A 26,757-nucleotide genomic window follows, 5' to 3' on the forward strand; every position below is an offset into this window, starting at 1 on the left:
AACAGTCGTGGAAATTCTAGCGCAACAACTTGAATTGAATCTTGCTTTAGTCTTTCTCTACAGGCTCTTTTTTCATTGATGGCAGTACAAACGCAAGAAGCAACGCCAAAAGCAGAAATACCGGAGTGAGCGTAAGCCCATGCCAAATCGAGTATCCATCGTGGAAGAGCCAAAAAATGCCTACTGTAAGTAAGTATGCAAAATAGCTACAAAACACTAAGCTAATCGCTACGAAACGAGTGCGGTTAATGATGAGTATGCGCACCAAATATTGGCTCATGATTCCTGCGCAATGGACAGCAAGTTGCCAATTTATAATAAAGCACGCCAACGCGACAAACCCTGAAACCAACAGCGCATCATGCGTATTAACGATGAAATAGCTACCAAAACGACTCATGATGATGGGATAGTCACCTTCATAAATGATCGACCACGAAATCGCATTCGCAGCCGCAACGAAGTTAGCAAAATAGGCGATGGCATAAAAGGTAGTTTGAGAACTGAATGGTTGAAAGACTTCTGAACAATAGCCTTGCCACTCTTCTTGGTTAGCGGTTGGTCCGACCCAATTGCGTTTTTTACTTGGCACACGCTCGGCAAATGCAGGGCCATTACGAAACAACAGCCAAAAGATATACAGCGCTAGTGCCACCAAGAGTATTGTTAGCATCCCCTTTCCCCTCTAGAAATGTCCTTTCCACTGCCAATGGCGTTGGGGTCGTATACTGCACTTCCCTGATTTATATGCTAAATCTTGTTTTAATGCGTTGCTAAACATCAAATATAAGAACATACGATGATGACTCTTTTATCACTATCGTTATTTAGGTTTAGCACACGATGGACGGAATTGCTGAATCTGGGTAGGACGAACAAGGAGGGGAAACGTCGCCTACCCCGACGATTTACGCTTCGAGCTTTTCCTCAAATACTCCGAGTTCGCGCCCGAGCCAAATCGCATGTTCTGTGTGATCACGTAATTCGTTATCGCTGACTGGATGGATTAAGACAGAGAAGCCACCTCGAATGGTATCTAACCAAGCGATAAATTCCTCGCTCACGGATTCAACGTGCAGTTCAAACATTGGCATCTTATGGGGCCCAACCAATTTACACACTAACGGAAAAACGCGCAGCACGTCTTGGCGTTCTTGACGAATAATTTCATTCAAGGCTTGAGCTTTTTCCTGCTGCTGAAGCGGAAAATAAACATGAATGTGGTACATAACTTCTCCATGAGTATCACAGACTTTAATTATGGGTCACACTACATGCATTCCCCAACCTTGGGAAGTGACAAGTGACTCTATCTAGTCAAAGCGTGACGACGAGAATAACGTGTTACTGAATTATCACCTCAAAGTGCTTAAAAACCATTCAAGTTGTAAAATTTCACAGCGTAATTTTGTCGCAAATTTCTGGTCAAAGTCAGTGATTCCATTCAATTCTGAAAACGTACAATTCTTAAAACCAGTGTTTTATCCTATAAAAATACACTGTAAGCGAAATTTTACTGTGGATCATTGCGTAAATCAAAGCATAATTTAACATTTTGTTTACACTTACAGTATCTGGTTATATCAAGATTCATCACTGGATTAGGCGGTGTAAACAGCAGTATCAAGCGACGCCTTGTATTTTTCCAGAACACAGTTTTGTTAGAGAGACGAACGACAGATGCGTCAATAACTATCAAAAACAACTGCAATCCTAGGTATGACCTTTTGCGCTGATATCAAAGCCTGAGTACCCATACAGGCTGAGATCGAAATAATGAGCAGCTGCAGTCCAAAAGACCCGCAGCGTCAAAAGGAGCTTGAGATGAACGTTCAGGCATTACCCATGCATCGGTTTATCGACCATGATGGGAACCTCGTCAGCCAACTACCCAACTGGGCTGATCTTGAAACTTTGGTCGGATTTTACCAAGACATGGTATTAACCCGGACCTACGATAACAAAGCCGTTGCCCTGCAACGCACTGGGAAATTGGGCACCTACCCATCACACCTTGGCTCGGAAGCTGTTGGTATTGCTGTGGGCAGAGCGCTTAACACCACCGATGTTTTCGTGCCTTATTATCGTGATATGCCCGCCATGTGGTGCCGTGGCATAGGAATGGAAAAGAACCTGCAATATTGGGGAGGCGATGAACGCGGCAGCGACTTCGCGCCTGAAGGCAGTCCTTTTCCTAGTAAAGATCTCCCCTTCTGTGTCCCAATCGCAACTCAGTGTACCCATGCCGTTGGTGTTGCGGCGGCACTGAAAATCCAAGGCAATCACGATGCCGCTTTGGTGATGTGCGGCGATGGCGGCACTTCCAAAGGCGATTTCCTTGAATCCATTAATTGTGCAGGCGCTTGGAACATCCCATTAGTCTTTGTGGTGAACAATAACCAATGGGCGATCTCCGTACCACGCAGTTTGCAATGTGCCGCGGAATTTCTCTCAGAAAAAGCTAAAGGTGCTGGTATCCCCGGCATTACGGTGGATGGCAACGATGTCGTCGCGGTGTTTGATGCAACATTGAGCGCCCTTGAACGAGCGAGAAAAGGCAAAGGCGCAACGTTAATTGAAGCAGTAAGCTACCGTTTGAGCGACCACACCACCGCCGACGACGCGACCCGCTATCGTAACGAGGACGAGGTTCAAACGGCTTGGCAATATGAGCCTGTTCGTCGACTTAAAGCCTTTCTCACCAATCAAGGCGTTTGGAATAACGAGAAAGAGCAAGAGTGGCAAGCACATTGCAAAGAACAAGTTGAACTCGCCGTTGAGCGTTATCTCAACATGCCAAATCAAGCGCCTGAAACGGGCTTTGATTTCCTTTATGAATCCCTGCCCCAAGAGCTTCATGCGCAAAGGGATGAGCTAATCAATAAAGCAATGCGAATGCAGGGAGGGAAACATGACTGAACTCACGTTAGTTGAAGCAGTGAACCTCGCACTGCATCATGAAATGGAACACGACCCAAATGTCATCGTCCTTGGCGAAGATGTGGGTGATAACGGCGGTGTATTCCGCGCCACTGTAGGACTCAAACAAAAATACGGTCTTAAGCGCGTTATCGACACACCACTAGCTGAAGCACTTATTGGCGGAGTCACTGTCGGTATGGCAACGCAAGGTTTACGACCTGTAGCCGAGTTTCAATTCCAAGGCTTTGTCTTCCCTGCATTGGAGCATCTGATGTGTCATGCAGCGCGAATGCGTAACCGAACCCGTGGTCGACTCACCTGCCCTGCGGTATTCCGCGCGCCCTTTGGTGGCGGTATTCACGCACCAGAGCATCACTCCGAAAGCGTCGAAGCGTTATTTGCTCACACCGCAGGCTTTAAGGTTGTGATTCCTTCATCACCGCAACGCGCTTATGGTTTGCTCCTAGCAGCCATTCGAAGCAACGATCCGGTGATGTTCTTCGAGCCGAAACGTATCTATCGCACTGTGAAATCTGAAGTGGTGGATAACGGCGAAGCGCTACCTCTCGACACTTGTTTTACCCTTCGCAAAGGTCGCGACATTACGTTAGTGACTTGGGGAGCGTGTGTTGTCGAATCACTGCAAGCGGCTCAAACGCTGTCCAATCAAGGTATCGAAGTTGAGGTAATTGATTTAGCCAGCATCAAACCCATTGATACCGCGACCATCTTCCGTTCGCTAGAGAAAACCGGACGCCTCTTGGTGGTCCATGAAGCCAGCAAAACCTGTGGTGTCGGCTCAGAACTGCTAGCCAGAACCGCAGAACATGCGATGTGCCTACTCAAAGCGCCACCAAAACGCGTCACGGGCATGGATACCATCATGCCGTACTACCGCAACGAAGATTATTACATGATTCAGGAAGAAGACATTGTGCTCGCCGCGCGCGAACTCGTGGAGGATTGGAAATGAAGACGTTTAACTTACCCGATCTCGGCGAAGGTCTCGCTGAGTCAGAAATTGTGAAATGGCATATTAGTGTTGGCGATATGGTTAAGCTCGATCAAGTGGTGCTTACTGTCGAAACCGCAAAGGCGACCGTAGACGTCCCTGCGCCTTATGGTGGCCGCATCGTGAGCCGTCATGGTGAAGAAGGCGACGTAATCAACATTGGTGCTCTACTTCTGGAAATCGATGAAACGGGAGCAGAACAAACTGTCTCCGAGAAAAAACAAACTGCCGATGCTGCAACCGTGGTTGGTAATGTCTCCCAACATGCACACAGCGTGAATGTGGATGATTTCTGGATTGGTGGCGAACACAACCCATCACCGGATAATCTCATCACAGCACTTCCTTCTGCTCGCTTACTAGCGAAGAAACTGGGTGTGGATTTGGATTTGGTCAAAGGCAGTGGTCCGGACGGTTTGATTGTCGACGCCGACATTTACGACGAAGCCGGCAAACAACGCCCCGGTACAGAAGTACTCAAAGGCGCACGCCGAACCATGGTATCGACCATGGCGGAGTCCCATCACAATGTCGCGGCAGTGACAATTACTGAGGAAGCTGTCTTAGATGGCTGGAAGCAAGGCGAAGACATCAGTATTCGTCTGGTCCAAGCGATCGTGCATGCGTGTCAGGAAGAGCCGGCTATGAATGCATGGTTCGATGCCGAAACCATGACACGTTGTGTCCACAGCACGGTGAACATTGGTATCGCCGTAGACAGCCGACACGGCTTGTACGTGCCTGTTCTGCGACATGCCGACGAATATGAGCCTCAAGAAGTACGTCGTTGGTTAGACCAAACGGTGCAAGGCATACGTGAACGTAAGATCGGTCGTGAGCAGTTGCAGCACGCCACCATTACGCTTTCAAACTTTGGCGCAATTGCAGGCATTTACGCAACACCAGTGGTCACGCCGCCACAAGTCGCGATTGTCGGTGCAGGTCGAATCATTGAGAAGGTTGTAATTCGAGACGGGCAAGCTGTAGCAGTGAAAGCCATGCCGTTGTCGATTACGTTTGACCACCGTGCATGTACCGGCGGCGAAGCGGCAAGGTTCACAAAAGTGCTGGCAGAACACCTAAGAAAAGCGAGCGTTTAAGCAGCTTTTGCCATGAATAACAAAGGGCTTCCGATTTGAAGCCCTTTTGTTTTGAAGATGAATTTAAATGAGAGATTCCCTACTCGTTCATTCTTCACTCTAAGGAATGACGCAGTTTGGTTTTCACTCAGTAAAATCGTCCTAATAATATGATTTTTAATAAGAAACGCCAGCGCGTCATTCCAGCAAGCCTAAGCGCGACTAGGAATCTAATGGCAAAGTGCACTGAAAGGCTTTCATAGCGATATACCAACCGTGCACTTTGACAATAGATTCTGAATCACGCTCGTTCCTCGCTGTTCAGAATGACGACTTAAATTAGTGAGCAAGAATAAGATTCTCTACCCCCCTCATTCTTCGCTCTAGGGAATGAGGCGGTTTGGTTTGCACTCAGCAAAAAGCGACTTAAGAATTTGACTGTTAGCAAGAAACTCTAGCGCGTCATTCCAGCAAGCCTAGGCGCGACTAGGAATCTAAGCACAACGAACACCGAAGGTCTTTCGTAGTAAGAACCCACAGCGCACTTTAATAGCGGATTCTGAATCGCGCTCGTTCCTCGCTGTTCAGAATGACGACTTAAAGTAGTGAGCAAGAAGGGATTCCCTACTCACTCATTCTTCGCTCTAGGGAATGACGCCCGACAAATACCGAACTTAAACCTTCTCCAATAATTCCGGCATAATCTCAAACAAATCACCTACCAAACCATAGTCTGCGACTTGGAAGATTGGCGCTTCAGGATCACTGTTGATCGCCACAATCACCTTGGAATCTTTCATCCCTGCTAAATGTTGAATTGCACCGGAAATACCCACAGCAATGTACAGTTGAGGCGCGACAATCTTACCCGTTTGCCCAACTTGCAAATCGTTAGACACAAAGCCAGCATCTACCGCAGCACGTGATGCACCAATTGCCCCACCAAGCTTGTCGGCAAGTTGTTCCACCAGCGCGAAATTCTCTTTGCTGCCTAATCCACGACCACCAGAGACCACGACGTTTGCCGCCGGTAGTTCTGGTCTTTCGCTTTCCGCTTTTTGTTGTGAAACGAACTCGATGTGCTCGGCCTTAATGACCGTTTCTAACGTCACGACATTCTCGACTACTGCAGAATCAAGCACAGTAATTGCGTCAAACGCTGAGCTCCGAATCGTCATCACTTTGGTTGTATCGTCCGAGCGAACTCTGGCTAACGCATTACCGGCATAGATGGGGCGAATAACCGTATCGAGCGATTCAATCGCAATCACATCTGACAGTTGCCCTACATCCAGTAAGGCTGCGACACGGGGCATCAAGTTCTTACCGAAGGTACTCGCGGGAGCTAGGATATGCGAATAATCCCGACCAACTTCGGCAATCAAAGTAGATAGATTTTCTGCCAGTGCATGCTGATATTCAGCAGCATCAATCGCAATGATCTGTGAGATACCTTGCACACACTTCAACTCATTCAATACTGAGCTGCACTGATGTCCGACTAACAAGGCGGTGACAGGCAAAGAGGCACCGTATTGTTGAATCTGAGAAGCCGCGCTCAACGCACGTAATGTATCCGCTGAAAGTGATTGGTTATCGTGCTCCACCACGACCAAGGTTGCTAACGGTTTGTTTTCCATGGTTATGCCTCCTAAATCACTTTCGCTTCATTTTTGAGCTTGTCGACTAACTCGCTCACACTGCCAACCATCTCACCGGCTTTACGGGCAGGCGGCGTCATGACTTCCAGCACTTGCTGAGAGTGCTCAACACTCACACCAAAGAAGTCTGGCGTCATTACCGATAGCGGCTTCTTCTTCGCTTTCATGATATTCGGTAGCGAGGCGTAACGCGGTTCATTCAAACGTAAATCCGTACTGATGATCGCAGGCAAATCCAGTTTGAGCGTCTCTAAGCCACCGTCGATCTCTCGCGTAACCAGAACCGTTTCCCCTTCTACTTTCACTTCCGAAGCAAATGTCCCCTGCGGACGATTCGTCAGTGCCGCCATCATTTGCGCGACTTGGTTGTTATCCGTATCGATTGACTGTTTACCCAGAAGCACCAATTGAGCCTGCTCTTGCTCCATCACAGCTTTGAGTAACTTCGCGACCGCAAGCGGTTCTGGTGACTGTTCAACATCAATATGAATCGCACGATCCGCACCTAATGCGAGCGCTGAGCGCAATTGTTCCTGACAACTGGCGTCACCAATCGACACCACTAACACCTCTTCTGCTACCCCAGCTTCTTTAAGGCGAACAGCCTCTTCCACCGCAATTTCACAGAATGGGTTCATCGTCATTTTCACGTTGTTGGTTTCCACACCGGAACCATCAGATTTCACTCTTACTTTAACGTAAGGGTCAATTACACGTTTAATCGCAACCAGTACTTTCACATTCCCTCCTAGCAGATCGCAAAGCGATACGCGTCCTAGCAATTGGGTCATGCGTGACAAAGATTGGTGTTAAAGCTCAGCTTTTTCATTACCTTGCTAACAAAAAATGCATTGTGACATTGTCACTCAAAATCTTTATCACGCCCTATGACGTTACCATTTGAGCTTAGTTTAGTTTACGTTTACGTCAACTGGACTATAGTTCTTTATACGAGCACTGCGTAATAGAAGAAGCACCTGAAACACAAAGAAAGGTTTCGCATAAAGGAAGCAAGAAGATGGAAAGAGAATGCATGGAATTTGATGTTGTGATTGTTGGCGCCGGACCTGCAGGTTTGAGTGCAGCATGCCGCTTAGCGCAACTCAACCAAGAACGTGAGGGTGAGCCGCTGTCTATTTGTGTGGTAGAAAAAGGCTCAGAAGTTGGCGCACATATCTTATCTGGTGCGGTATTCGAAACACGTGCATTAGACGAGCTTTTTCCTGATTGGCAAAGCATGGGCGCGCCTCTTTCCGCCGCTGTAAAAAACGATGCCTTCTTGTACCTAACCACAGAACTTAATCACATTCGTGTTCCCCACTTTCTTACCCCTAACCCAATGCACAATGATGAAAACAACTACGTCATCAGTTTGGCGAACTTGTGTCGTTGGTTAGCAGAACAAGCTGAATCGCTTGGTGTAGAGGTCTATCCCGGTTTCGCCGCATCCACGATTAACTACGACGCATTTGGCGCTGTTACAGGGGTAAACACCAACGACATGGGTTTGGACAAGAAAGGAGAAGCCAAACCCAACTTTGAAGCCGGTATTGAGTTAAAAGCCAAATACACAGTATTCGCCGAGGGGTGCCGAGGTCATCTTGGTAAAGAGCTCATCCAACGATTTGGTTTAGACGACGATAAACAACCGCAACATTATGCGCTCGGGCTTAAAGAGATTTGGGAGTTACCTGTCGATGCCAAAGATCAATCAGGCAACGTGATTCATTCTGCAGGTTATCCCCTGAGTGAATCCAACACCACGGGTGGCGGTTTTCTCTATCACATGGAGAACAACCAAATCGCCGTTGGGCTTATTGTCGACTTGAATTACAGCAATCCTTACTTGAGTCCGTTTGACGAATTTCAACGCTTTAAGCACCACCCTGCAATCGAACAACATTTGAAAGGCGCTCAACGTATCGCTTATGGCGCAAGAGCCATTGCAAAAGGTGGGTTGTCTTCTCTGCCGAAACAGCAATTTCCCGGCGGTCTGTTGATCGGCTGTGATGCAGGTACCTTGAACGTCGCTAAGATCAAAGGCAGCCATACTGCGATGAAATCCGGTTTGTTAGCCGCAGAAGCCATTGCCGAAGCATTCACACAATCCAATTCGGAACCGGATTACCAAACCAAGTTTGAAGATTCATGGTTGTATGAAGAACTCAGTGACACACGTAACTTTAGTGCAAACATTCACAAATTCGGCAGCGTACTCGGCGGCGCACTTTCCACCTTCGAACACAATCTGTGGCAACCTCTGGTTAAGAAACCAATACCGTGGACGATCACTGATCCTTCGCACGATCATGAACAGCTGAAACCAATTGATGAGTGCCAACCTATTCAATACTCGAAACCAGATGGTGTAATCAGCTTCGATAAACCCTCATCAGTATTTTTGTCTGGTACACAGCATGAAGAAAATCAGCCTTGCCACTTGCAACTCGCCTATCCTCATATTCCGATTCAAGTCCATTTGAAGAAGTTTGATGAGCCAAGCCAGCGCTACTGCCCTGCTGGCGTGTATGAAGTGGTAGAAGTAGAAGGCGAGCGAACATTTCAAATTAATGCCGCAAACTGTGTGCATTGCAAAACCTGTGACATCAAAGATCCTTCGCAAAACATCACATGGAAAGCACCTGAGGGTGGCGGCGGACCAAGCTATCAAAACATGTAGCACTTATAATGTGATGGTGATTCGCTATCACGCCTCTTTTATCTGAACAATTGATAATTTAAATCCATCAAAAATCTAACAAATCAATCACGTGTACTATGCTTAGTTTGCCAATTAACTAAGCAGTTCACGGTCAATTTGCATCAATCACAACAAAAGAAATGAATTCTACTTATTGTCCAGGAGGACTCGATGAAGAGGATATTGAGGAAGTTTCTCGTATTGATGAGCGCGGTCGCGCCTGTCAGTCTGTTGGCAGCAGATAAACCCAACATTTTAGTATTTTGGGGCGACGATGTTGGTGTTTACAACATTAGCGCTTATCACAATGGCATGATGGGCGGTCGTACACCAAACATCGACACCATTGCCAATGAAGGTGCCATTTTTACGGATGCTTACGCGCAACAAAGTTGTACTGCGGGTCGTGCATCGTTCATTCTCGGTCAGCACCCATTCCGTACAGGCTTACTTACGATTGGTATGCCTGGAGCAAAAGAAGGGATTCAAGCCAAAGACCCAACCATTGCTGAGCTACTGAAAAACCACGGCTACGTTGCGGGTCAGTTTGGTAAAAACCACCTAGGAGACCAAGACGAGCACTTACCTACTAACCACGGTTTTGATGAATTCTTCGGTAACCTCTACCACTTAAATGCTGAAGAGGAACCAGAATCAGAGTTCTACCCTAAAGATCCTGAGTTCCGTAAAAAATTCGGTCCTCGCGGTGTTCTTAAATCCACCGCTGACGGAAAAATTGAAGACACAGGCCCACTCACCCGTAAGCGTATGGAAAACGTTGACCAAGAGTTTATGGAAGCCAGTCTTGCCTTCATGGAAAAAGCCGTGAAAGACGACAAACCTTTCTTCATTTGGCACAACTCGACGCGAATGCACGTTTGGACACACCTAAGTGAAGAATACAAAGGGAAATCTGGTTATGGCCTTTATGCCGACGGCATGATGGATCTGGACGATCAAGTTGGCGTGATGCTTAAGAAGCTTGACGAACTGGGCGTAGCCGACAATACCATCGTGATTTTCAGTACCGATAACGGTGCAGAGAAATTCACATGGCCAGATGGTGGTACAACACCATTTAAAGGCGAGAAAGGTACAACTTGGGAAGGCGGCTTCCGCGTACCTATGATGGTTCGCTGGCCGGGTCAAATCAAACCGGGTACGGTCATCAACGACATTTTCTCTCAAGAAGACTGGATGCCAACGCTATTGGCCGCCGTGGGTGAGCCAGACGTAAAAGAGAAGCTACTTAAAGGTCATAAAGCCAATAACAAAACCTTTAAAGCGCACCTCGATGGCTATAACCAGTTAGACCTACTTACCGGTAAAACAGATACTGGTGCTCGTAATGAAATCTTCTACTTTGATGCCGGCGGCCACTTAAACGCTCTGCGTTATAAAGATTGGAAGATTCACTTCACCATCATGGAAGGGGCCATCAACGAGGCTTATCGTAAAACGCCAAGCTGGCCGTTGATCGTTAACCTACGTATGGACCCATTTGAAGTAGGACCAGACTCAGCGCTTTATGTCCGACACTTCTACGCAGACCAAATGTGGATGTTTGTCCCAGCGCAGGCTATCGTTCGAAAATTCCTTGAAACCTTTAAAGAGTTCCCTGCAACCAAAGGCAGCTCTTTGAGTATCGAGCAAGTCGTGGATGCCATGACGCAACCACAACGGAATTAATGTTTAACACTTAGTTTGATAAAGCACTAAGCCTACGGAGTACGGATATTATCGCTGGTATCTGTACTCCGTATTTTTATGTCTCAAGCCCTTATACCTCATCTCTAAGAGTCGCATAACCGACGTTCATCACGGTCGGATACTTTTAGAAAAAAGCAGATATCGCCTGTCACCCATAGCGCAGTTCATCGCGGCTTTATTTGCTTTCGAAATACCCCTCCCTACTCCTGCCAATCAGCAAAATGGTCAAGTAGAAAGTTGATGGCCAATCTAGCCCTTAGAGGCAGAAAGTGGCGATTCTGATAAACGATCCAACTGCTATTACCACTTCCCCAATAAGACTCTAAGATTGGTACCAATCGCCCGGAAGAAATGGCGTCGTTAAAGCTACTCTTTGGTAGATACGCCACGCCTAATCCGTCTTCACAAGCTTGCAAAACCGTTTTAGCGTTGTTGCTTTTCCATCGTCCTTGGACTTTCACGCCATCTAGCGCCTTACCATCTTTTTCAAATAACCAAACATCCTTGTTCGTGATGATGCAACTGTGGTGCTTGAGTTGTGTTGGATGAGTAGGAAAACCATGCTCGTCGATATAATTCTGACTCACCGCCGCTGCCATGGGGCGATCGACTAGCTTTCTCGCGACTAAACCAGAATCACTTAGGCGTCCGTAACGAATGGCAAAATCAAAACCATCTTCAATAAAATTGACCATACTTGTATTGAAGTTGACTTCTACCGTGAGGTTCGGATGTTGTTTCGCAAACGCCATCAACGCTGGTGCAACGTGATTTTCAGAAAACGCACCAGCAGCACTCACTCGTAACGTACCACTCAATTGAGTTTGCTGTGTGGTGAGTTGCTCATTGGCTTGCTGAAGCCCAATCACCAACTCTTTACATTGTTGGTAATACGCTTGCCCTGCTTCCGTTAAGCTTACCATCCGTGTCGAACGTGCTAGCAAGGCAACGCCTAAACGTTCCTCTAACTTTGTCACTTGTCGACTCACATGGCTGGTACTGCAACCCAATTGTTTCGCAGCAGAAGAAAACCCTAAGCTCTCCGCAACCGTAACAAATTCGTTGATACCTTCAAAGCTGTCCATAGTCACCTTTGCCATATGGCAATAATGTTTTGCTAATTACCTCTATTATCACCTATCTGATTAGCAATTAGTATGAAGGTGCTCAACAAAATACAGCAACCCAAAAGGACCCCATCATGAAGAAAGTACTCATTGTTGTAACGAACCACGCGACACTCGGCGAAACCGATCAAGCAAACGGCACCTACGCACCAGAGCTCACCCATGCACTTGCAGAATTACTTGGTGCGGGCTTCGATTACGACATTGCTTCTATCAAAGGAGGCCAAGCCCCACTGTATGGAACAAACATTGAAGGTGATGCGGTAAACACAAAAATCTTGGCTGATGATGATTTCCAAAACCGTGTCAACAACACGATTCCAGTTTCACAAATCAACGCTGACAACTACGATGCAATCTTCTACCCAGGAGGTTTTGGTCTACTTTCTGACTTAGCGACCAATGAAGATTTCGCACAAATCTCTGCAAAGCATTATGAAGATGGCGGCATCGTTGCAGCCGTTTGTCATGGTCCAGGCGCCCTACTGCCTATCACGCTTAGCAATGGAGAGAAACTGCTTGCGTCTAAATCGGTGACAGGTTTTACCCGTGAAGAAGAAATCGACTTTGGTACCATCAATGATATCCCTTTCCTTTTGGAAGAATCCCTAGCACGTGGCGCGGCACGCTACTCAAAAGTACAGCCGTGGCAAGAGTTTGTGATTGTAGACGAACGTGTGATCACTGGTCAAAACCCAACTAGCGCACACGGTGTAGGGAAAGCAATTGTGGAACTATTGGGGTAATCAAACGATTGTTAAGCAGCGGATATAGAGCGTGGTAGATGCCATATAGCAACTTCCACGACTTTAATGTTCGCTGCTCAGTACTGCCATAAACCTGTGAAGTATAGTGTTAGACCTGCGAATATAATGGTAGCTGTGCTTCACATGTTTATCCCGATATCAATTCGCCCCTTCCACGCCATAACCACCGACGTCACCTTGATCACCATTCGAAAACTTTAGATGAAAAAGCTAATATTTCCGGTAGTTTACCTACAGTTTTATTTTGAGAAATTGCGTAAACTGCTAAAGATCTATTCAATGTTGCTCTATTCATTGTCGAAACCGTATTCACTAACGGCAAGGCAATTGAGCACCTAAAACTAAAAAGAAAATACTTCGAAAAGGATTCATATATGAAGGCGTCAGTGGTAAACCGAATCCGGTTATCCGGTAAAATGGTGATGGCAACAAGTGGTTTGGCGTTATCCGGTTTTGCTTATTGTTCCACTCCAGAAACTATTGGAGACATTCAGTTCGTCGACCCAAACTTTGCTGATTGCTTTTCTGGCTACGAAGCGTCTTCACCAAATATTTTGACCGAACTCGACTGCTCCAACAATAACATTAGCTCTGTGGAAGAAATTAAATTTTTCCCTACACTAGAAGACCTGATTCTCCTAAATAACAGTATTAAAAGCGTCGATACTACAAATAATCCAAAGCTCAAACGCCTGATCTTGGCGAACAACCAATTGACAGATATCGACCTCTCTCATAACCCGGAGCTTGAAACTCTGACTGTTTCAGAAAACAACCTGACACAGCTCAACATCAATAAGAACTCGAAGCTGAAAAGTCTCTACGCCTACAAAATGCCTATTGCAGAAATAGACGTTCGCCACCTATCACGGTTGCGCGACCTTGGATTCAGTGCCCATAAACTGACAGAGCTTAACGTTAGCCAAAACTCCGAACTCAAGACGCTCTTTCTTGGAAGTGGCAGCCTAACTACGATCGACTTAAGCCATAACCCAAAGCTTTCACACGTATCTCTTCAATCAAACCAATTGCAAGAGATTGATTTGTCGAAAAACGCGAATCTTAAGCACCTTAACGTGCGCAATAATAAGCTCACCAGTTTGGACTTAAGCCAGCAGACACAGCTGCAAGAAGTTAAAGCAGACTATAACCAGTTAGCCGAATTCCAATTGGGTAAAAACCCAGACTTAAAGTCACTAGAGCTAAACAATAATAAATTGACCAAACTGGACCTGACTCAACAACTGGCCTTGAAGAAGTTCACAGCATTCAACAACCCACTTTATGATATTACATTGCCTAAAGGTCATGAGTTTGATCTGTTTTCAGTCGAGGGTTCACCTTATGCCGCCACTCTAACGACAACCTCTCAAGCAAGCGAAGAGAAAAACATCTCAAACCTACTATCTCCTCGTGTCAGCATCATTGAAGGTGGTGTAATAACGCAAGAGGGAAATGAGTACACCTTGACTCCAACACAAATGGTGATGCCAAAACTCGGCCAGTACATTGGCTTTCGATACTCGGTTACGTTGCCCAAGAATGCACAGGGTGAAGTAGAGCCTAGCCTTGCAAAAACCAACAAATTCCCCATTACCGTCCGGATGACGCATCCAAAGATTGTCGATCCTAAAACGGGCAAAGGGTTCACCGAATCCACTTGGCCTGACACCATGTTTAAGCATGATCGTAACCTCGCGATGTGGTATTTCGGCGATAAAAGCGAGCTGGTGTCCGGCCGTTGGAAACTCGAGATACTTTACCGCGATAGCGTGGTAGCAAAAAAAGCCTTCCAGCTAGTCAATATGGATGATCCGAAAGAACTCACTTCAATCAAGGAAGCACTGGTCATGCAAAACTTATTCAGCAAAGGTTCTAGTTATGTTTGTAAAGAAACCGCCTTTCAGCGCTGTTTTGGGTTCGATAGTACTAGTAAATGTGAACAAGCTCTTGAGCCTTATACCAAGAGCTGCCAGTCAGTAATGGCTCAAGAAATCAAAAAACAAAAGGGCAAGTTTGACAGTAAAGACGCTCTGAAAAATGCTTTTCTCTTTTATACAGGGTGTTTAATGGGGAGCTACGCAGAAGAAAATCATTTCGAGCGAACAGAAGTACTTCAATGTATGAAAAGTAAATAAGGTGTTTTTGAATAGAGCCTCCCATCAAGTGAGGCTCTAGTGCCGTTAAGCTTCTACCCCTGCTTCATCTTCTTCTACGATATCCGTTTCTTGGCTCGCCTCTTCCAGCCATTGCTGTAAAGCTTCACTTGCTAGCACCTTCTGTTGGTAGGCTTTGGCACCTTCCGATAGCTCTATGCCATAAGTTTGGAAACGCAATGCCACTGGTGCATACATGGCATCGGTGATTGACCATTCTCCAAATAGCCAACCATTCGGATGCAGCTTGGCTTGCTCTGCCCAAATGGCGTCAATGCGTGCAATATCTTTACGTACACCATCCGTTAGATCGACTTTTCTGCGCGCGCGAATGTTCATTGGGAGTTCGTTTCTTAAGTCAAAGAAACCCGAATGCATTTCTGAGGCAATGGCGCGTGCTTTAGCTCGTTCTGCAGACTTACTTGGCCATGCTCTACCTTGCAAGTATTGCTCGTTAACGTATTCCAAAATCGCTAATGAATCCCACACGGTTGCACCTCCATCCACCAAGGTAGGTACTTTCGCGGTTGGTGTAATACCTTCCAAGGTTTTGTAAAAATCTTCTGTGAATAATTTGAGCTTGGTGACTTTCACATCCAGTTTGAATTGAGAAAAGATCAGCCATGAGCGCAGTGACCAGCTTGAGTAGTTTTGGTTAGCAATAAACAGTTTCATGACGCCTCCATGCGGTTCGTGTTTTGATTACCCAATCACAATATCTGATTGTATTTAAGGGGACTAACGGATAGTTTTGATGGAACACTTCAACAAAAACGATGGATGAGTTTTAGATATGGATATCGATGCGTTACGCAGCTTTCTGGCTTTTGTCGAAACAGGAAGTTTCACTCGTGCTGCCAAGCAGATCAATCGCACCCAATCAGCGTTCAGTGCACAAATGCGTAAACTGGAAGACGAACTCAGTGTCAGTTTGTTTGAAAAAGAAGGCCGCAACCTAGTATTGAGTGAAGCAGGATTAGCACTGCGCTCTCATGCCGAACAATTGGTCAGCTTGCACAATCAAGCGCTGAAACAGGTGAAACGCTATGAAAATAAGCGTCCTCTTCGCTTAGGTTGTCCAGAAGATTACAACGACAATATCCTGCCTAAAGTCATTCGTGTATTACAACAATCTGAACCCACGTGTTCGATTCAAGTCTTCAGTGAGCCAAGCATCACCTTGAGAGAAAAGCTGGATGAAGGAAAGCTAGACGCCGCTATTGTGACAAGAGCACCGGACAGTGAAGAAGGATACTGGCTAGCAAGCGACAAAGGCGTGTGGATTGCTCACCCTGACTTTGACATCGAGCAAGCCCAACCTCTCCCTCTCGCCCTATTCCAAACCGACTGTAAATACCATGCGGCAGCGGTAGACGGATTAACCAAACGTGGTATTCCTTATCAATTACTGGCGTGTTGCAATACGGCCTCTGCACAACGAGCGATTGTACGTTCAGGCATGGCTATCGGTGCGATGGGCAGTATTAGCGTTAGCGAGGATCTTAAGATCTTAGACGATATGCCATCGCTGCCTTCAGTGGATATCGTTTTGGTCACAAGTGTCGAGCCTCATCCAATACTGGACAAAGAATGCTTAACGCAATTGGTTGAATTAATGGCTTGAGCTTTAATACGATACAAATAAAAAATGCCCCTGCTTGAGAGTCAGTAAGCAGAGGCATCGTGAAATTGAATGTGACGTTAGGAATTACGCAGCTTCGAACGCCAATGCTTTCTTCTCTACCTGACGGAAAATGAGAGTCAGCACACCATTCACCGTTAGGTAGAACGCGCCAGCAATACCAAATACCGTCAACGTATCGTAAGTTTGCGCGTTAATGCGCTGCGCATAGCCCATCAGATCCATGATCGTAATCGTGCTTGCTAGGGACGTACCTTTGAAGACCAAAATCACTTCGTTCGAGTAAGCCGGAACAGCACGACGAATGGCGTATGGCAACAGCACTTTCAGCGTTGCCGTTTTGTTCATACCCAGAGCACGACACGCTTGCCATTGGCCAGAAGGAATCGCGTTAAACGCTCCTTTGAACAACTGAGTGCTGTACGCGGCAGTATTCAGCGCTAGCGCTAACATCGCACAGAACCAAGGTTGGCTTAACCATGTCCAGAATACACTTTCTCTTACTGCATCAAACTGACCCGGACCGTAGTACACCAAGAAGATCTGCACCAACAAAGGTGTACCTGTGAACAAGGTGATGATGCCACGGCTTACCCAATGCAAACCCGGAGTACGTAGGATCAGAGTCAGCGTCATCATCAGAGCTAAGAGACAGCCCACCACCAAAGAAGCGGCGGTCAATTGAAGGCTAGTGCCTAAGCCATCCAGCATTTGCCAAACGTGTTGTTCGTTCATGCGGTCGCCTCCTGTCCCATGCTCATGCCTTGAATTGAGAACTTCTTATCAATCACTTTCACTGCACGTTGCGTAACAAGCGTAATCACTAAGTAAATTGCAGCGGCCGTTGCATACCATGTAAAGGCTTCGTGCGTGGCGGCTGATGTTAACTGCGCTTGCTTCAACAAGTCCGTTACACCAATCAATGATACAAGTGCGGTATCTTTTAGCAGAACCAACCATTGGTTAGTTAAACCTGGCAGTGCATGCCTTACTGCTTGTGGCAAAACAATTCGAACAAAAGCGTGTGCTTGACTGATGCCGAGTGCACTTGCTGCCTCTCTTTGCCCTCTTCCAACCGCTTTCAATGCGCCACGTAGAGTTTGAGAAGCATAAGAAGCGAAGATCAATGACAACGCCACCACGCCAGACAAGAACGGGCTAACTTCAATAAAGTCGCCGGTGATTAAAAACAAAACCTGCGTCGAACCAAAATAGATAAATAACACGACAAGGATTTCTGGCAAGCCACGTACAATCGTCACAAACGCCGTCATTGGCCATTTAACGAAAACACGGCGAGACATTTCACCACTGGCGAATACCACTGCCAGAATCAAACCGACTAAAAGGCTTGTGAAGGCTAGCTGGACAGTCATCCAACTAGCTTGAACAAGCGATAAAGAATAACCCGTTAGTGCCATATTACTTACCGAAGTACTTGTTGTAGATTACGTCGTATTGGCCGTTCGCTTTCACTGTTTTCAGAGCCGTGTTCAGCTTGTTCACTAGCTCGTCGTTACCTTTGTTTACTGCGATACCGAAACCGTTACCGAAGTATTTAGGGTTAGTAACGTGCTCACCCACGTACGCTAGGTTATCTTCTTTCTTGAACCATTCTGCTACGACTGCTGTGTCACCGAATACAGAATCAATACGGCCATTCTTCATATCGATGAATGCGTCTTGGTAGCTTGAGTAAGGAACCGCTGTTACGCCTGGCATTTGCTCAATCAGGTAGCTTTGGTGTGTTGAACCATTTTGAACACCAACACGCTTACCTTCTAGTGCTTTTTGATCGGCCACTTTTTCTTTGATAGAAACAAACGCTGCTGAGTTGTCGTAGTAAGGGTCAGAAAAGTTCACTTGCTCCAAACGCGCGTCAGTAATATCCATTGCAGAGATAGCCGCATCGTAACGCTTGAATTTTAATGCAGGGATCAGGCTGTCAAAAGATTGGTTGTGGAAGGTACATTTTGCTTCCATTTCTTTACATAGTGCGTTCGCCAGATCCACATCAAAACCTTGAATTTGGTTGTTTTCATCCATGTATTCGAACGGTGCGTAAGTCGCTTCCATCGCGAATTTGATCTCTTCTTGTGCTGCTGCGTTCGCTGAGACAAGACCGATTAGTGAAGCTAGTAGAATCTTTTTCATTGCAATACTCCGTGTGTACTTAGTGGGCTGACACTCGCAATGACAGCCGAGCTTATCTGTTAAATAGACTGAACTTTAAAAACGTAATTTAGTGATTTAGGTAATCGGCAAACTGAGTGGTTTGCGGATTAACAAATGCGTCGTGCGTGCCGTGTTCTACGATGTGTCCTTGTTCTAGGTATAGAACATGGCTCGCGATTTTCTTGGCGAAATCCACCTCGTGGGTCACAACTACTTGTGTAATTCCGGTTTCGCTTAAATCATTAATAATTTTGACCACTTGATTCGTGATTTCAGGGTCAAGTGCTGCGGTAGGCTCATCAAAGAGCAACACGTCTGGTTTCATCATCAGTGCGCGGGCAATCGCCACACGTTGTTGCTGACCGCCAGAAAGTTGCATCGGCCATGCATCCGCTTTGTCTGCCAAATGCAGCGTTGCGAGAATTTGCATTGCCTGCTTCTTCGCTTCTTCTTTATCCATGCCAGAAACTTTTACCGGAGCCTCAATCAGGTTCTCCATCACTGTCATGTGTGGCCATAGGTTGTACTGTTGGAACACCATGCCCACTTTACGACGAAGCGCTAAACCTTGCTTCTCTTTGATTTCAGTTGAAAAGTCGAATGCGTCATCAGCGATGTTTAACTGGCCGTTATCCGCCCCTTCAAGAAGGTTAAGAACACGTAGTAGAGAGCTCTTCCCTGCACCACTTGGACCGAGTAACACCAGCGTTTCACCGCTTTCACAATTAAAACTGACATCGTGTAGAACTTGGGTATCGCCGTAAGACTTATTGATACTTTTAACTTGAATACTCATGCTGCCATACTGCATTAATTGTCATCTGGGAGTTATACTAGCAAGAAAGAGATTTTATGCAATAAAAATGTATAAAAATTTAGATTGTTAATTTTTTGTATGAGAATAAACCACCAAAGCAGAGCATCTGACTAGTTAGATTTTAGATATGCACACACCGCAATTGTTATATCGATCAATTATTTCAACATTTATTGTGATTTACGTTGCATATGACTAGTTTATTCAACACGATGTACTAGACTCTGTTTTGTAAAATTCCTCTCGCGAGTATTAAGCATAAATTAAGGCAGGCAACACCTATGGATTACGACCTTGAGCATTTTTTTAATATGTCTATCGATTTGTGTTGCGTTGCCACTCTTGAGGGGCAATTTAAATATGTCAATGATGCCTTTGAAAAAACACTTGGTTGGTCAAAAGTTGAATTAGTAGACAGAGACTTCATGCAATTTGTTCATCCAGAAGATATACAAGCAACAATTCAAGAAGTATCAAAATTATCATTAGGTATACCTACAATTGCATTTCGCAATAGATACATTTGTTCATCGGGAAACTACAAAGATCTGCTATGGACTTCGAATCCAGAAAGAAAAACAGGGTTGTTATACGCGGTAGCCAAGGACATTACTTCTGAAAAAAACTCAAGCAGCTATTCTGACCTCAACAATAAGCAACTAGTTAGTATGAATAAGTCGTTGCAAGAAATGGCGTATAAAGATCCCCTGACAGGTTTATTTAATAGAAGAAAGTTTCTTGAGAGTATTTTTGAATTTATTATGCGAGGCGATCACACCTTCTCACTAGTACTTGTTGATATTGATAACTTTAAAACTTTTAACGACCTATACGGGCACCTAGCAGGAGATGAAATTCTCACCATAATTTCAAGCTTACTAAATAATACTAAGCGTATTGATGACATCATTGCTCGATATGGAGGAGAAGAATTCATTTTATTGTTACCACGAACCGATGAGTTATCCGCTCTGGGTTTGATACGCAGATTACAAAACGCTCTCTACAAACTAAAATCACCTTATAAAAAGGTTACTTGTAGTTTTGGAGCGACTACTTTTACAAAAAACTCCTCACATCTATCTTATGGGGTGGCAAATCACATTGTTAAAGACTTGATTCACCAAGCAGACTTAGCTCTATACCACTCCAAAAATACCGGCAGAGACAAAGCAACACACTTCAGGTTAATCCACGGCTCAACTGATTAGGTCTTCACTTTGAACCAACAATTGCTACTATCTAACTCTCTCATTTTGAGAAAAATCTCGCGTAGCAAATCCCCTATCCTTCAAGATTCAAAATTGAGAATGCCCATACTTACTTTAGAAGAAGCTGATTCACAAAGATTATTCGAACCATAAAGAATTTATAAAGCAGTTACATTCCGGCCATTTCTTGAATTGGTCATACCTATCGCTAATACTTTTCTCGTATTTTGACTCGCAATTTGAGTTATCGACGTTTTTGATAGGGACAAATCAATGATGAAGCCATATCGTCTTGCGCTTGGTTCTTTGAGCCTTCTTTCGCCTACTATTTTGGCCAGCACTGCGGTCATATTACCCGGACTACATGAGCAAGGTATCGATTTGCGAGACACTCCTGTTTCCGCTGCCGCGGCACTTGAATGGGAGTTGGATAATGCCGATGTTGTATTTGGTGCTTATCAAAACAAAAGTGATAACGAACGCGTTAACGCCATTGGTTACATGTACAACCAAAAACTAGAGCTCAATTCGAGTTGGCTGGAAAACACAATTCGTAATCAAGCAGACTTAAATGGCATCGATTACGAAGATTACTTTCTGCATTTTTCTGAAGACACCATCATTGCAGAAGTCGATAAAACCCATGGTGAAAACACATTGCTCAATCGAAAACCAATGATTGTCGGTTATACAGCAAGTGCCGACCATGCCGGTTTTTCGCTCTACCAGCAACCGCCTTGGGATGCAGATGTGTTTGAACAAACCAATAATGGTGGCGCATTGTATGTCTACCATTCCGAGCAGTTCGACCGCTTAGTATTTAAATTCTCTCAGTTTGCTCAAGGCGGCACTTTCAAGATTGAGTACCCTTCTGCCGCCAATGCATTTGGTCAAGTATCGCAATGGAAAAGCGTCAATATTAAGAAAGACAAAACCGAAAACATGACCAAAAACCAAACCGTCATTTGGTCGGTTCCTTCAGATTGGATTCGAGCTACCACCCATGATGGTAGCGGATTGAGCTATGGCGGTGGTCAGTATTTTGGCTCGACGTTTTTGCGCGATGGAGGGCGTTTATACACGATTAAAATTACTTGGCAAGGTGACAACGTCGATCATCGCCCTCGCTTAAAAGAAGTGAAGTTAAAAAACACCTTCAAGATCGTGAACCTGTCCGATGCACCAACAACAACGTACAACGGTCAATCTATTGAAGGGTGGCGGAAAATCCGTGGTTTTGACAAATCAGCAGACTTAAATCAAGACAACTATCTCTCTTGGAGTGAGTATAAAAATCGCACGAACAAGCAAGCCACTGCCCGCTTCCGATGGGAATCTCGCGTGATCCCATTTGGTCGTATGTGGAACCAAAGCTCATCATGGGCACTGACCAATCTTACCAATCCACAATTTGCTCAAGCAATGCATAATTATTATCAAACAGAGTGGGCACAACAAGGTTTGAATGGTGCTTACAATGACGATACGAACAAACTCATCGGTCCCAATCAGTTTTATGTTTACTCTGGTGGTACTGTTGAGGAACTAGGCTTTGTGGCCGGTAGTGAAGATGCCGATGAGCTCTATAAAGCACAGTTCTCGGCATTTTTAAACAAACTCGCGACACTGCACATAGATTCGTTGATTGGCCTAAACATTGGGACAGCAAATCTGTACGGAAGAAATGGTCAGTCACACTTAATCAACGCCGGTTCATTGTATCTACGTGAGCACTATCTATTTCCTTCTACGGGCTTTAGCGGCTATGCCGGTTTAGCCAAATTTTGGGATAATTCAGCTCTAGCCAAAGCCGATCAAAAGGTGATTTTTCAAGCGACAACTCGTCATGGTCGCGTTCAATACTTTGGTAACACGGAAGAGAATTGGAAACAGGACCAATATTCTGCACTGGCCGCGTTCTATTTAAACCATCATCCTGACCGTAGCTACTTTAACCAATGGAACAGCAGTTATCAGTACGGAAGTAATAACACCACCGCCGATAACTTTTGGAAGGCTGGTGTACCAAAGAATATTGCTTATCAACCTAGTGCATTGCTTGCTATCGATTTAGGAGCCCCAGCGAATCAAGTCCCAGAGAATATGATGGCGACCCCGTTAATGATGTCCACCAGCACGCCTACTCCTTCGGATTACACCATCATTGGTGATTCAACTATGAATGAAGTCGTTCATGCCGATCTTCCTGATGGGTTAGCTTACGTATTGCCTACCTATACATACTTTGCTTATCAGTCAGAAACCAATGTAGTCCCTCAAGGCCCAACAGAAATGGTGTTAGCTCGTGAGTTCAGCAAAGGCAGAGTGTTGTACCGCACCGACTTTTTCGGCAAGAGCGTGGACTATTTCTCTGCGCCGAAAATCACCATCCATTTAGATAAGCCAATGAGACCAATAGATAGAAATGGCAACATTGGCGAGTATGTATCGCAAATAGAGATTGGAGGTTATGAAGGGCTGTTTTTGCTGTATTGATTAGGCATGCCAAGCATAGCGTTGACTTCCACTCTTTCCCAATTCTAATTGCTGATTTCGGCGTTAACGGGAGAGCGCGGGCCTAACGTTTTAATCTTCCGATTCTCTTCGTTTTCAACTTCACAGATAACGCCCTGTTCTCTGAATCTTCATAAACCTTGTGGATATACTGAATCAAATGACAATGATAAGGGAATTCAGTCACATGAAGACAACACCGTCTGTTCTTTCCGTTTTGCTGCTGTCCGCTTTTTCTGCTCAATCCTATGCTAGTGAATGTGGTGAAATCACCATAGCGGATATGAACTGGAACTCGGCGAGTTTAATGGCGCACATCGACCAGTTCATTCTTAATGAAGGCTACCAATGCGATGCAGAACTTATCCCGGGTGATAGCGTACCGACTGGCACCTCAATGATTGAAAAAGGCCAACCTGATATTGCTCCTGAGCTATGGACCAACGGAATTAAGGAAGCGTTAGACAAAGGCATTGCGGATAAGCGCTTGCGCATCGCTGGAGAATCTTTGGTCAATGGTGGCGAGGAAGGCTTTTGGGTTCCTTCTTATCTGCTAAAGCAGTCTCCGGAACTGGCAACCATTGAAGGTGTGATTAAACACGCCAAGTTGTTTGAGCACCCAGAAGATGACGAGAAATTTGCGTTCTACAGCTGCCCTGCCGGTTGGACGTGCCAAATCACCTCCGGGCACTTATTTGATGCTATGGAACTCGAGAAATACGGCTTCGATATGATTGACCCAGGTTCGGGCGCGGCGCTGGCTGGCACTATCGCGAAAGCTTATGAACGTGAAAAACCTTGGTTCGGGTATTACTGGTCACCGACGCCCGTATTGGGCAAGTATGACATGGTGAAAGTCGACTTCGGCAGCGGCACAGATGTGGAAGAATACCGCAACTGTACAACGCAACCTGAGTGTGAATCTCCAAAAGTGACCATGTACCCACCTTCACCGGTTCATACCGTTACAACCGAAGCCTTTGCCAATAAAGAGCCACAAGCTTACACCTACTTGCAAAAACGCGGGTTCACCAATCGGCAGATGAGTCAGTTACTTGCATGGATGGAAGATAACCAAGCGGACGCAGAAGAAGCGATGTACTACTTCTTCGAAACCTATCCTGAACTATGGAAAACATGGGTATCGACAGACGTGGCTGCGAAGGTAGAAAAAGCGATTTAACTCTTTACTTACTCCCCTTGTTAACGGCTCAAGAATAATGCTGTGATGACAGGGGGAGACTTAACCTTTCTTTTAGCACTCGCCGTATTGCCCGATGCTCTGCACAGTCCGCGTGTCGTTTGTGATAAGCGATCTGAAACGTAAATTGGCCACTTGGAAACGGACTCTGAAAGTAACGAATGTTGAGAGCATCTCCCCACCTTTTCGCCACCGACAAAGGCACAACACCCAAACAGTCTCGCTGAGCTACGTTAGTCAGCACGCCAAGATAAGATGATGTCACCACTTCGATTTGATTCGCTTTAATCGTCACGTTTAATGCCGCTTCATACTCAGTTTCCACACTCCAAGTGGATGAGAGAACGCAATGCTTTTCGTTGTGAAACGCATCGATATCAAGCCTTTTACCAAGCCTTGGATGATTCGCTCGACCAATAATTACAAACGGTTCTTGATGAAGGTCTTCCACAATGATTGAAGTAGGTTTATTACCAATGCTGCCAATAATGATGTCGGCTTTTCGGTGGTATAGGAAGTCACACAGCTCACCAGCATCTTGTGTGGATTCATGAAAGATCACATTGTCGATAGGGCTTAGCCCTAATAAAGGTAAGTCACAACAATAGGCTTTGAATGATTGCGGTTTAGTCATCGCATTATCAATGATACTCAGCGCTTGTCTCAATTGTGGCAGTAGCTCTTGTGCCGTATGCGTCAGCTCAATACTTCTCCCGCTTTTTACAAATAGCTTTTTATTGGAGGCCTGTTCCAATCGCCGAATCGATGCACTGACGGCAGGTTGTGTGACACCAAGTTGCTCAGCCGCTTTAGTATAAGATTGGCTCTCCGTTACGACGAGAAAGGTGTTGATTAGGTTCAAATCAATGGGCTTAGGCATGAGCATTTGCTTCGCGTGTATTGAGTTAAAACGAAAGCGAGCCACTGCCATAAACAGTGACTCATTATTCGTTGGTTATTGCTAATTGGTTACCGACTATTGGCAGCAAGAGACAGAACTACTGCTTACCCGCCCCTTTCACCAAGCGAGAATGCTTCAAGTAGTCGTTCACCACATAGTTTTGAATCGCTTGCTTAGATGTCGGCAAGTACATTCTTAATAACCCGCTCCAACCTTCTCTGACGGTTAAGTTGTTGGCTTGTCCTTCACAGTTAAAGCGGAACGTGTAAGTACCGTCTTCATTTGGCGTCATGCGTTTGCTCGAAACCGCAAAATCATCATCTGCAATCCAGCCATCTTTGTCGTATACCGTCATGCTGAAGAATGCGTGACGATCGTACTGAAGCGGTGGCGGATTAATGGTCAAAGAACTGCATTGCGTTTCCCCTTTGTTCCCCGGAATTTGTGGCAAGTACACCGCCGCATCAGAGGGTAAACCCGCCCATCCAGCCGAAGAGGCAATCACAAACGACATAGGATCAACTTGACCTTTGTTGCCAAAAATATCGAAGGGTTTAGGGATAAACGGACGTAACTTTTGCACCGTCGCTCGCGCAGCCAATACTTCTTTTTCAGCAAACCCTTTTGAGACGTAAGGGTGGCGAGTTTCAGCAGACAACTTAATGGCGTTTTGGTAATCATGTGCCCTCTTCAACGCCTTAGGATCTTGGTTATCAGCTGCCGCTACTCGCGTGTTTAGGAATACATGATTACCAGAGCTCAGCATATCTGGCGTCAAACGCAGTGTCTGACCCGGATAGACTTCTGCAATCGTAAAGTGGTTCTCGTCGATTACCTGAACAATCGCATATTCATCGTACTCAGGCATGGTAATGGTTGCCGATTTGGTGACATCCAGTATTGCATGGCTGTACATCGTGTCTTCGTTTTCACGAATCACGAACTGGTGATCTTTGCTCGATGGGATGCGATTGTGCTTATAGGCATTAACTGGCACTTCTTTTTGCAAACGCGTCATATACCAATCTGTTTCTTTCGTTGGCTGATCGGAAAAATCAGTGACAACATTGTCCAAAGTTGCTTCTTTCGCTTGTAACCCTGTCGTAAACATCAAAGTAAGGGTCGATAACGCTAGTATCGTTTTGTTCATAATGGTGACTC

General features: G+C 45.6%; 23 protein-coding genes. 11 read left to right on the forward strand and 12 right to left on the reverse strand.

The window, feature by feature from the left end:
• Nucleotides 1-46: 46 nt before the first annotated feature.
• Together VJL_RS08300 and VJL_RS08305 are read right to left on the reverse strand one after the other, a co-directional pair.
• Nucleotides 47-673, reverse strand: coding sequence for a hypothetical protein (locus tag VJL_RS08300; RefSeq protein ID WP_038873467.1), 627 nt, complete (start codon nt 671-673; stop codon nt 47-49).
• 235 nt (nt 674-908) lie between these two features.
• The gene (locus tag VJL_RS08305) at nt 909-1,229 is read right to left on the reverse strand and encodes a DOPA 4,5-dioxygenase family protein (RefSeq protein WP_038873466.1); all 321 of its coding nucleotides are present in this window, start codon (nt 1,227-1,229) and stop codon (nt 909-911) included.
• Nucleotides 1,230-1,824: 595 nt separating this feature from the next.
• Between VJL_RS08305 and pdhA the strand changes: the two genes are divergently transcribed.
• From pdhA to VJL_RS08320, 3 genes are read left to right on the forward strand one after another with little or no spacing between them, the layout of a single operon-like run.
• On the forward strand, nt 1,825-2,919 hold the full coding sequence (pdhA, locus tag VJL_RS08310; protein ID WP_038877143.1) for a pyruvate dehydrogenase (acetyl-transferring) E1 component subunit alpha: 1,095 nt from the start codon (nt 1,825-1,827) through the stop codon (nt 2,917-2,919).
• On the forward strand, nt 2,912-3,895 hold the full coding sequence (locus VJL_RS08315) for an alpha-ketoacid dehydrogenase subunit beta (protein WP_038873460.1): 984 nt from the start codon (nt 2,912-2,914) through the stop codon (nt 3,893-3,895). The genes pdhA and VJL_RS08315 overlap by 8 nt, the downstream gene beginning before the upstream one ends.
• Nucleotides 3,892-5,034, forward strand: a complete 1,143-nt coding sequence (locus VJL_RS08320; RefSeq protein WP_038877145.1) for a dihydrolipoamide acetyltransferase family protein — start codon at nt 3,892-3,894, stop codon at nt 5,032-5,034. The genes VJL_RS08315 and VJL_RS08320 overlap by 4 nt, the downstream gene beginning before the upstream one ends.
• Nucleotides 5,035-5,687: 653 nt before the next feature.
• On the opposite strand, the gene VJL_RS08325 is transcribed toward VJL_RS08320, so the two are convergent.
• Entirely contained in the window at nt 5,688-6,653 is a 966-nt protein-coding gene (locus VJL_RS08325) for an electron transfer flavoprotein subunit alpha/FixB family protein (RefSeq protein ID WP_038877148.1), read from the reverse strand.
• 11 nt (nt 6,654-6,664) lie between these two features.
• A complete protein-coding gene (locus tag VJL_RS08330) occupies nt 6,665-7,414 on the reverse strand; it encodes an electron transfer flavoprotein subunit beta/FixA family protein (protein ID WP_038877151.1) in 750 nt (249 codons plus the stop codon).
• Nucleotides 7,415-7,692: 278 nt separating this feature from the next.
• On the opposite strand from VJL_RS08330, the gene VJL_RS08335 reads away from it, so the two are divergent.
• Both VJL_RS08335 and VJL_RS08340 read left to right on the forward strand, forming a co-directional pair.
• Nucleotides 7,693-9,354, forward strand: a complete 1,662-nt coding sequence (locus VJL_RS08335) for an electron transfer flavoprotein-ubiquinone oxidoreductase (RefSeq protein ID WP_081634937.1) — start codon at nt 7,693-7,695, stop codon at nt 9,352-9,354.
• Nucleotides 9,355-9,546: 192 nt separating this feature from the next.
• Nucleotides 9,547-11,064 carry an arylsulfatase gene (locus tag VJL_RS08340; protein ID WP_038877155.1) on the forward strand — a complete coding sequence of 506 codons (1,518 nt, stop codon included), beginning with the start codon at nt 9,547-9,549 and terminating at the stop codon, nt 11,062-11,064.
• A gap of 221 nt (nt 11,065-11,285) precedes the next feature.
• On the opposite strand, the gene VJL_RS08345 is transcribed toward VJL_RS08340, so the two are convergent.
• Nucleotides 11,286-12,170, reverse strand: coding sequence for a LysR family transcriptional regulator (locus tag VJL_RS08345; protein ID WP_038873443.1), 885 nt, complete (start codon nt 12,168-12,170; stop codon nt 11,286-11,288).
• Nucleotides 12,171-12,286: 116 nt separating this feature from the next.
• On the opposite strand from VJL_RS08345, the gene VJL_RS08350 reads away from it, so the two are divergent.
• Together VJL_RS08350 and VJL_RS08355 are read left to right on the forward strand one after the other, a co-directional pair.
• The gene (locus VJL_RS08350) at nt 12,287-12,958 is read left to right on the forward strand and encodes a type 1 glutamine amidotransferase domain-containing protein (RefSeq protein WP_038877157.1); all 672 of its coding nucleotides are present in this window, start codon (nt 12,287-12,289) and stop codon (nt 12,956-12,958) included.
• A gap of 395 nt (nt 12,959-13,353) precedes the next feature.
• Nucleotides 13,354-15,117, forward strand: coding sequence for a leucine-rich repeat domain-containing protein (locus tag VJL_RS08355; RefSeq protein ID WP_038877159.1), 1,764 nt, complete (start codon nt 13,354-13,356; stop codon nt 15,115-15,117).
• Between the two features lie 45 nt (nt 15,118-15,162).
• On the opposite strand, the gene VJL_RS08360 is transcribed toward VJL_RS08355, so the two are convergent.
• Nucleotides 15,163-15,810: a glutathione S-transferase family protein gene (locus tag VJL_RS08360; protein ID WP_038877162.1), complete on the reverse strand. Its 648-nt coding sequence runs from the start codon at nt 15,808-15,810 to the stop codon at nt 15,163-15,165.
• A gap of 118 nt (nt 15,811-15,928) precedes the next feature.
• Here VJL_RS08360 and VJL_RS08365 point away from each other — a divergent pair, with 118 nt between their 5' ends.
• Nucleotides 15,929-16,759, forward strand: a complete 831-nt coding sequence (locus tag VJL_RS08365; protein WP_038877164.1) for a LysR family transcriptional regulator — start codon at nt 15,929-15,931, stop codon at nt 16,757-16,759.
• A gap of 84 nt (nt 16,760-16,843) precedes the next feature.
• Here VJL_RS08365 and artM read toward each other — a convergent pair whose 3' ends face one another.
• The 4 genes from artM to artP all read right to left on the reverse strand — a co-directional run bounded on the left by artM (nt 16,844) and on the right by artP (nt 19,748).
• Nucleotides 16,844-17,512, reverse strand: a complete 669-nt coding sequence (gene artM, locus VJL_RS08370) for an arginine ABC transporter permease ArtM (RefSeq protein WP_005388569.1) — start codon at nt 17,510-17,512, stop codon at nt 16,844-16,846.
• The gene (gene artQ / locus VJL_RS08375; RefSeq protein ID WP_038866518.1) at nt 17,509-18,198 is read right to left on the reverse strand and encodes an arginine ABC transporter permease ArtQ; all 690 of its coding nucleotides are present in this window, start codon (nt 18,196-18,198) and stop codon (nt 17,509-17,511) included. Before artQ ends, artM begins: the two co-directional genes overlap by 4 nt.
• Before the next feature lies 1 nt (nt 18,199).
• The gene (locus tag VJL_RS08380) at nt 18,200-18,931 is read right to left on the reverse strand and encodes an arginine ABC transporter substrate-binding protein (protein WP_038877165.1); all 732 of its coding nucleotides are present in this window, start codon (nt 18,929-18,931) and stop codon (nt 18,200-18,202) included.
• A gap of 88 nt (nt 18,932-19,019) precedes the next feature.
• On the reverse strand, nt 19,020-19,748 hold the full coding sequence (artP, locus tag VJL_RS08385) for an arginine ABC transporter ATP-binding protein ArtP (protein ID WP_095760771.1): 729 nt from the start codon (nt 19,746-19,748) through the stop codon (nt 19,020-19,022).
• A 302-nt stretch (nt 19,749-20,050) separates the two neighbouring features.
• On the opposite strand from artP, the gene VJL_RS08390 reads away from it, so the two are divergent.
• The 3 genes from VJL_RS08390 (at nt 20,051) to VJL_RS08400 (ending at nt 24,677) form a co-directional block, all read left to right on the forward strand.
• Nucleotides 20,051-20,980 (forward strand): sensor domain-containing diguanylate cyclase, encoded by a 930-nt coding sequence (locus VJL_RS08390; protein ID WP_038877167.1) that lies wholly within the window; start codon nt 20,051-20,053, stop codon nt 20,978-20,980.
• A 276-nt stretch (nt 20,981-21,256) separates the two neighbouring features.
• A complete protein-coding gene (locus tag VJL_RS08395) occupies nt 21,257-23,476 on the forward strand; it encodes a hypothetical protein (protein WP_038877244.1) in 2,220 nt (739 codons plus the stop codon).
• A 205-nt stretch (nt 23,477-23,681) separates the two neighbouring features.
• The gene (locus VJL_RS08400; protein WP_038877170.1) at nt 23,682-24,677 is read left to right on the forward strand and encodes an ABC transporter substrate-binding protein; all 996 of its coding nucleotides are present in this window, start codon (nt 23,682-23,684) and stop codon (nt 24,675-24,677) included.
• A gap of 28 nt (nt 24,678-24,705) precedes the next feature.
• Here VJL_RS08400 and VJL_RS08405 read toward each other — a convergent pair whose 3' ends face one another.
• Nucleotides 24,706-25,575, reverse strand: coding sequence for a LysR family transcriptional regulator (locus VJL_RS08405; protein WP_227741125.1), 870 nt, complete (start codon nt 25,573-25,575; stop codon nt 24,706-24,708).
• Nucleotides 25,576-25,693: 118 nt separating this feature from the next.
• A complete protein-coding gene (locus VJL_RS08410) occupies nt 25,694-26,746 on the reverse strand; it encodes a DUF1254 domain-containing protein (protein ID WP_038877174.1) in 1,053 nt (350 codons plus the stop codon).
• Nucleotides 26,747-26,757 lie beyond the last annotated feature (11 nt).

The organism is Vibrio jasicida CAIM 1864 = LMG 25398 (assembly GCF_000400365.1).
Taxonomy (GTDB): domain Bacteria; phylum Pseudomonadota; class Gammaproteobacteria; order Enterobacterales; family Vibrionaceae; genus Vibrio; species Vibrio jasicida.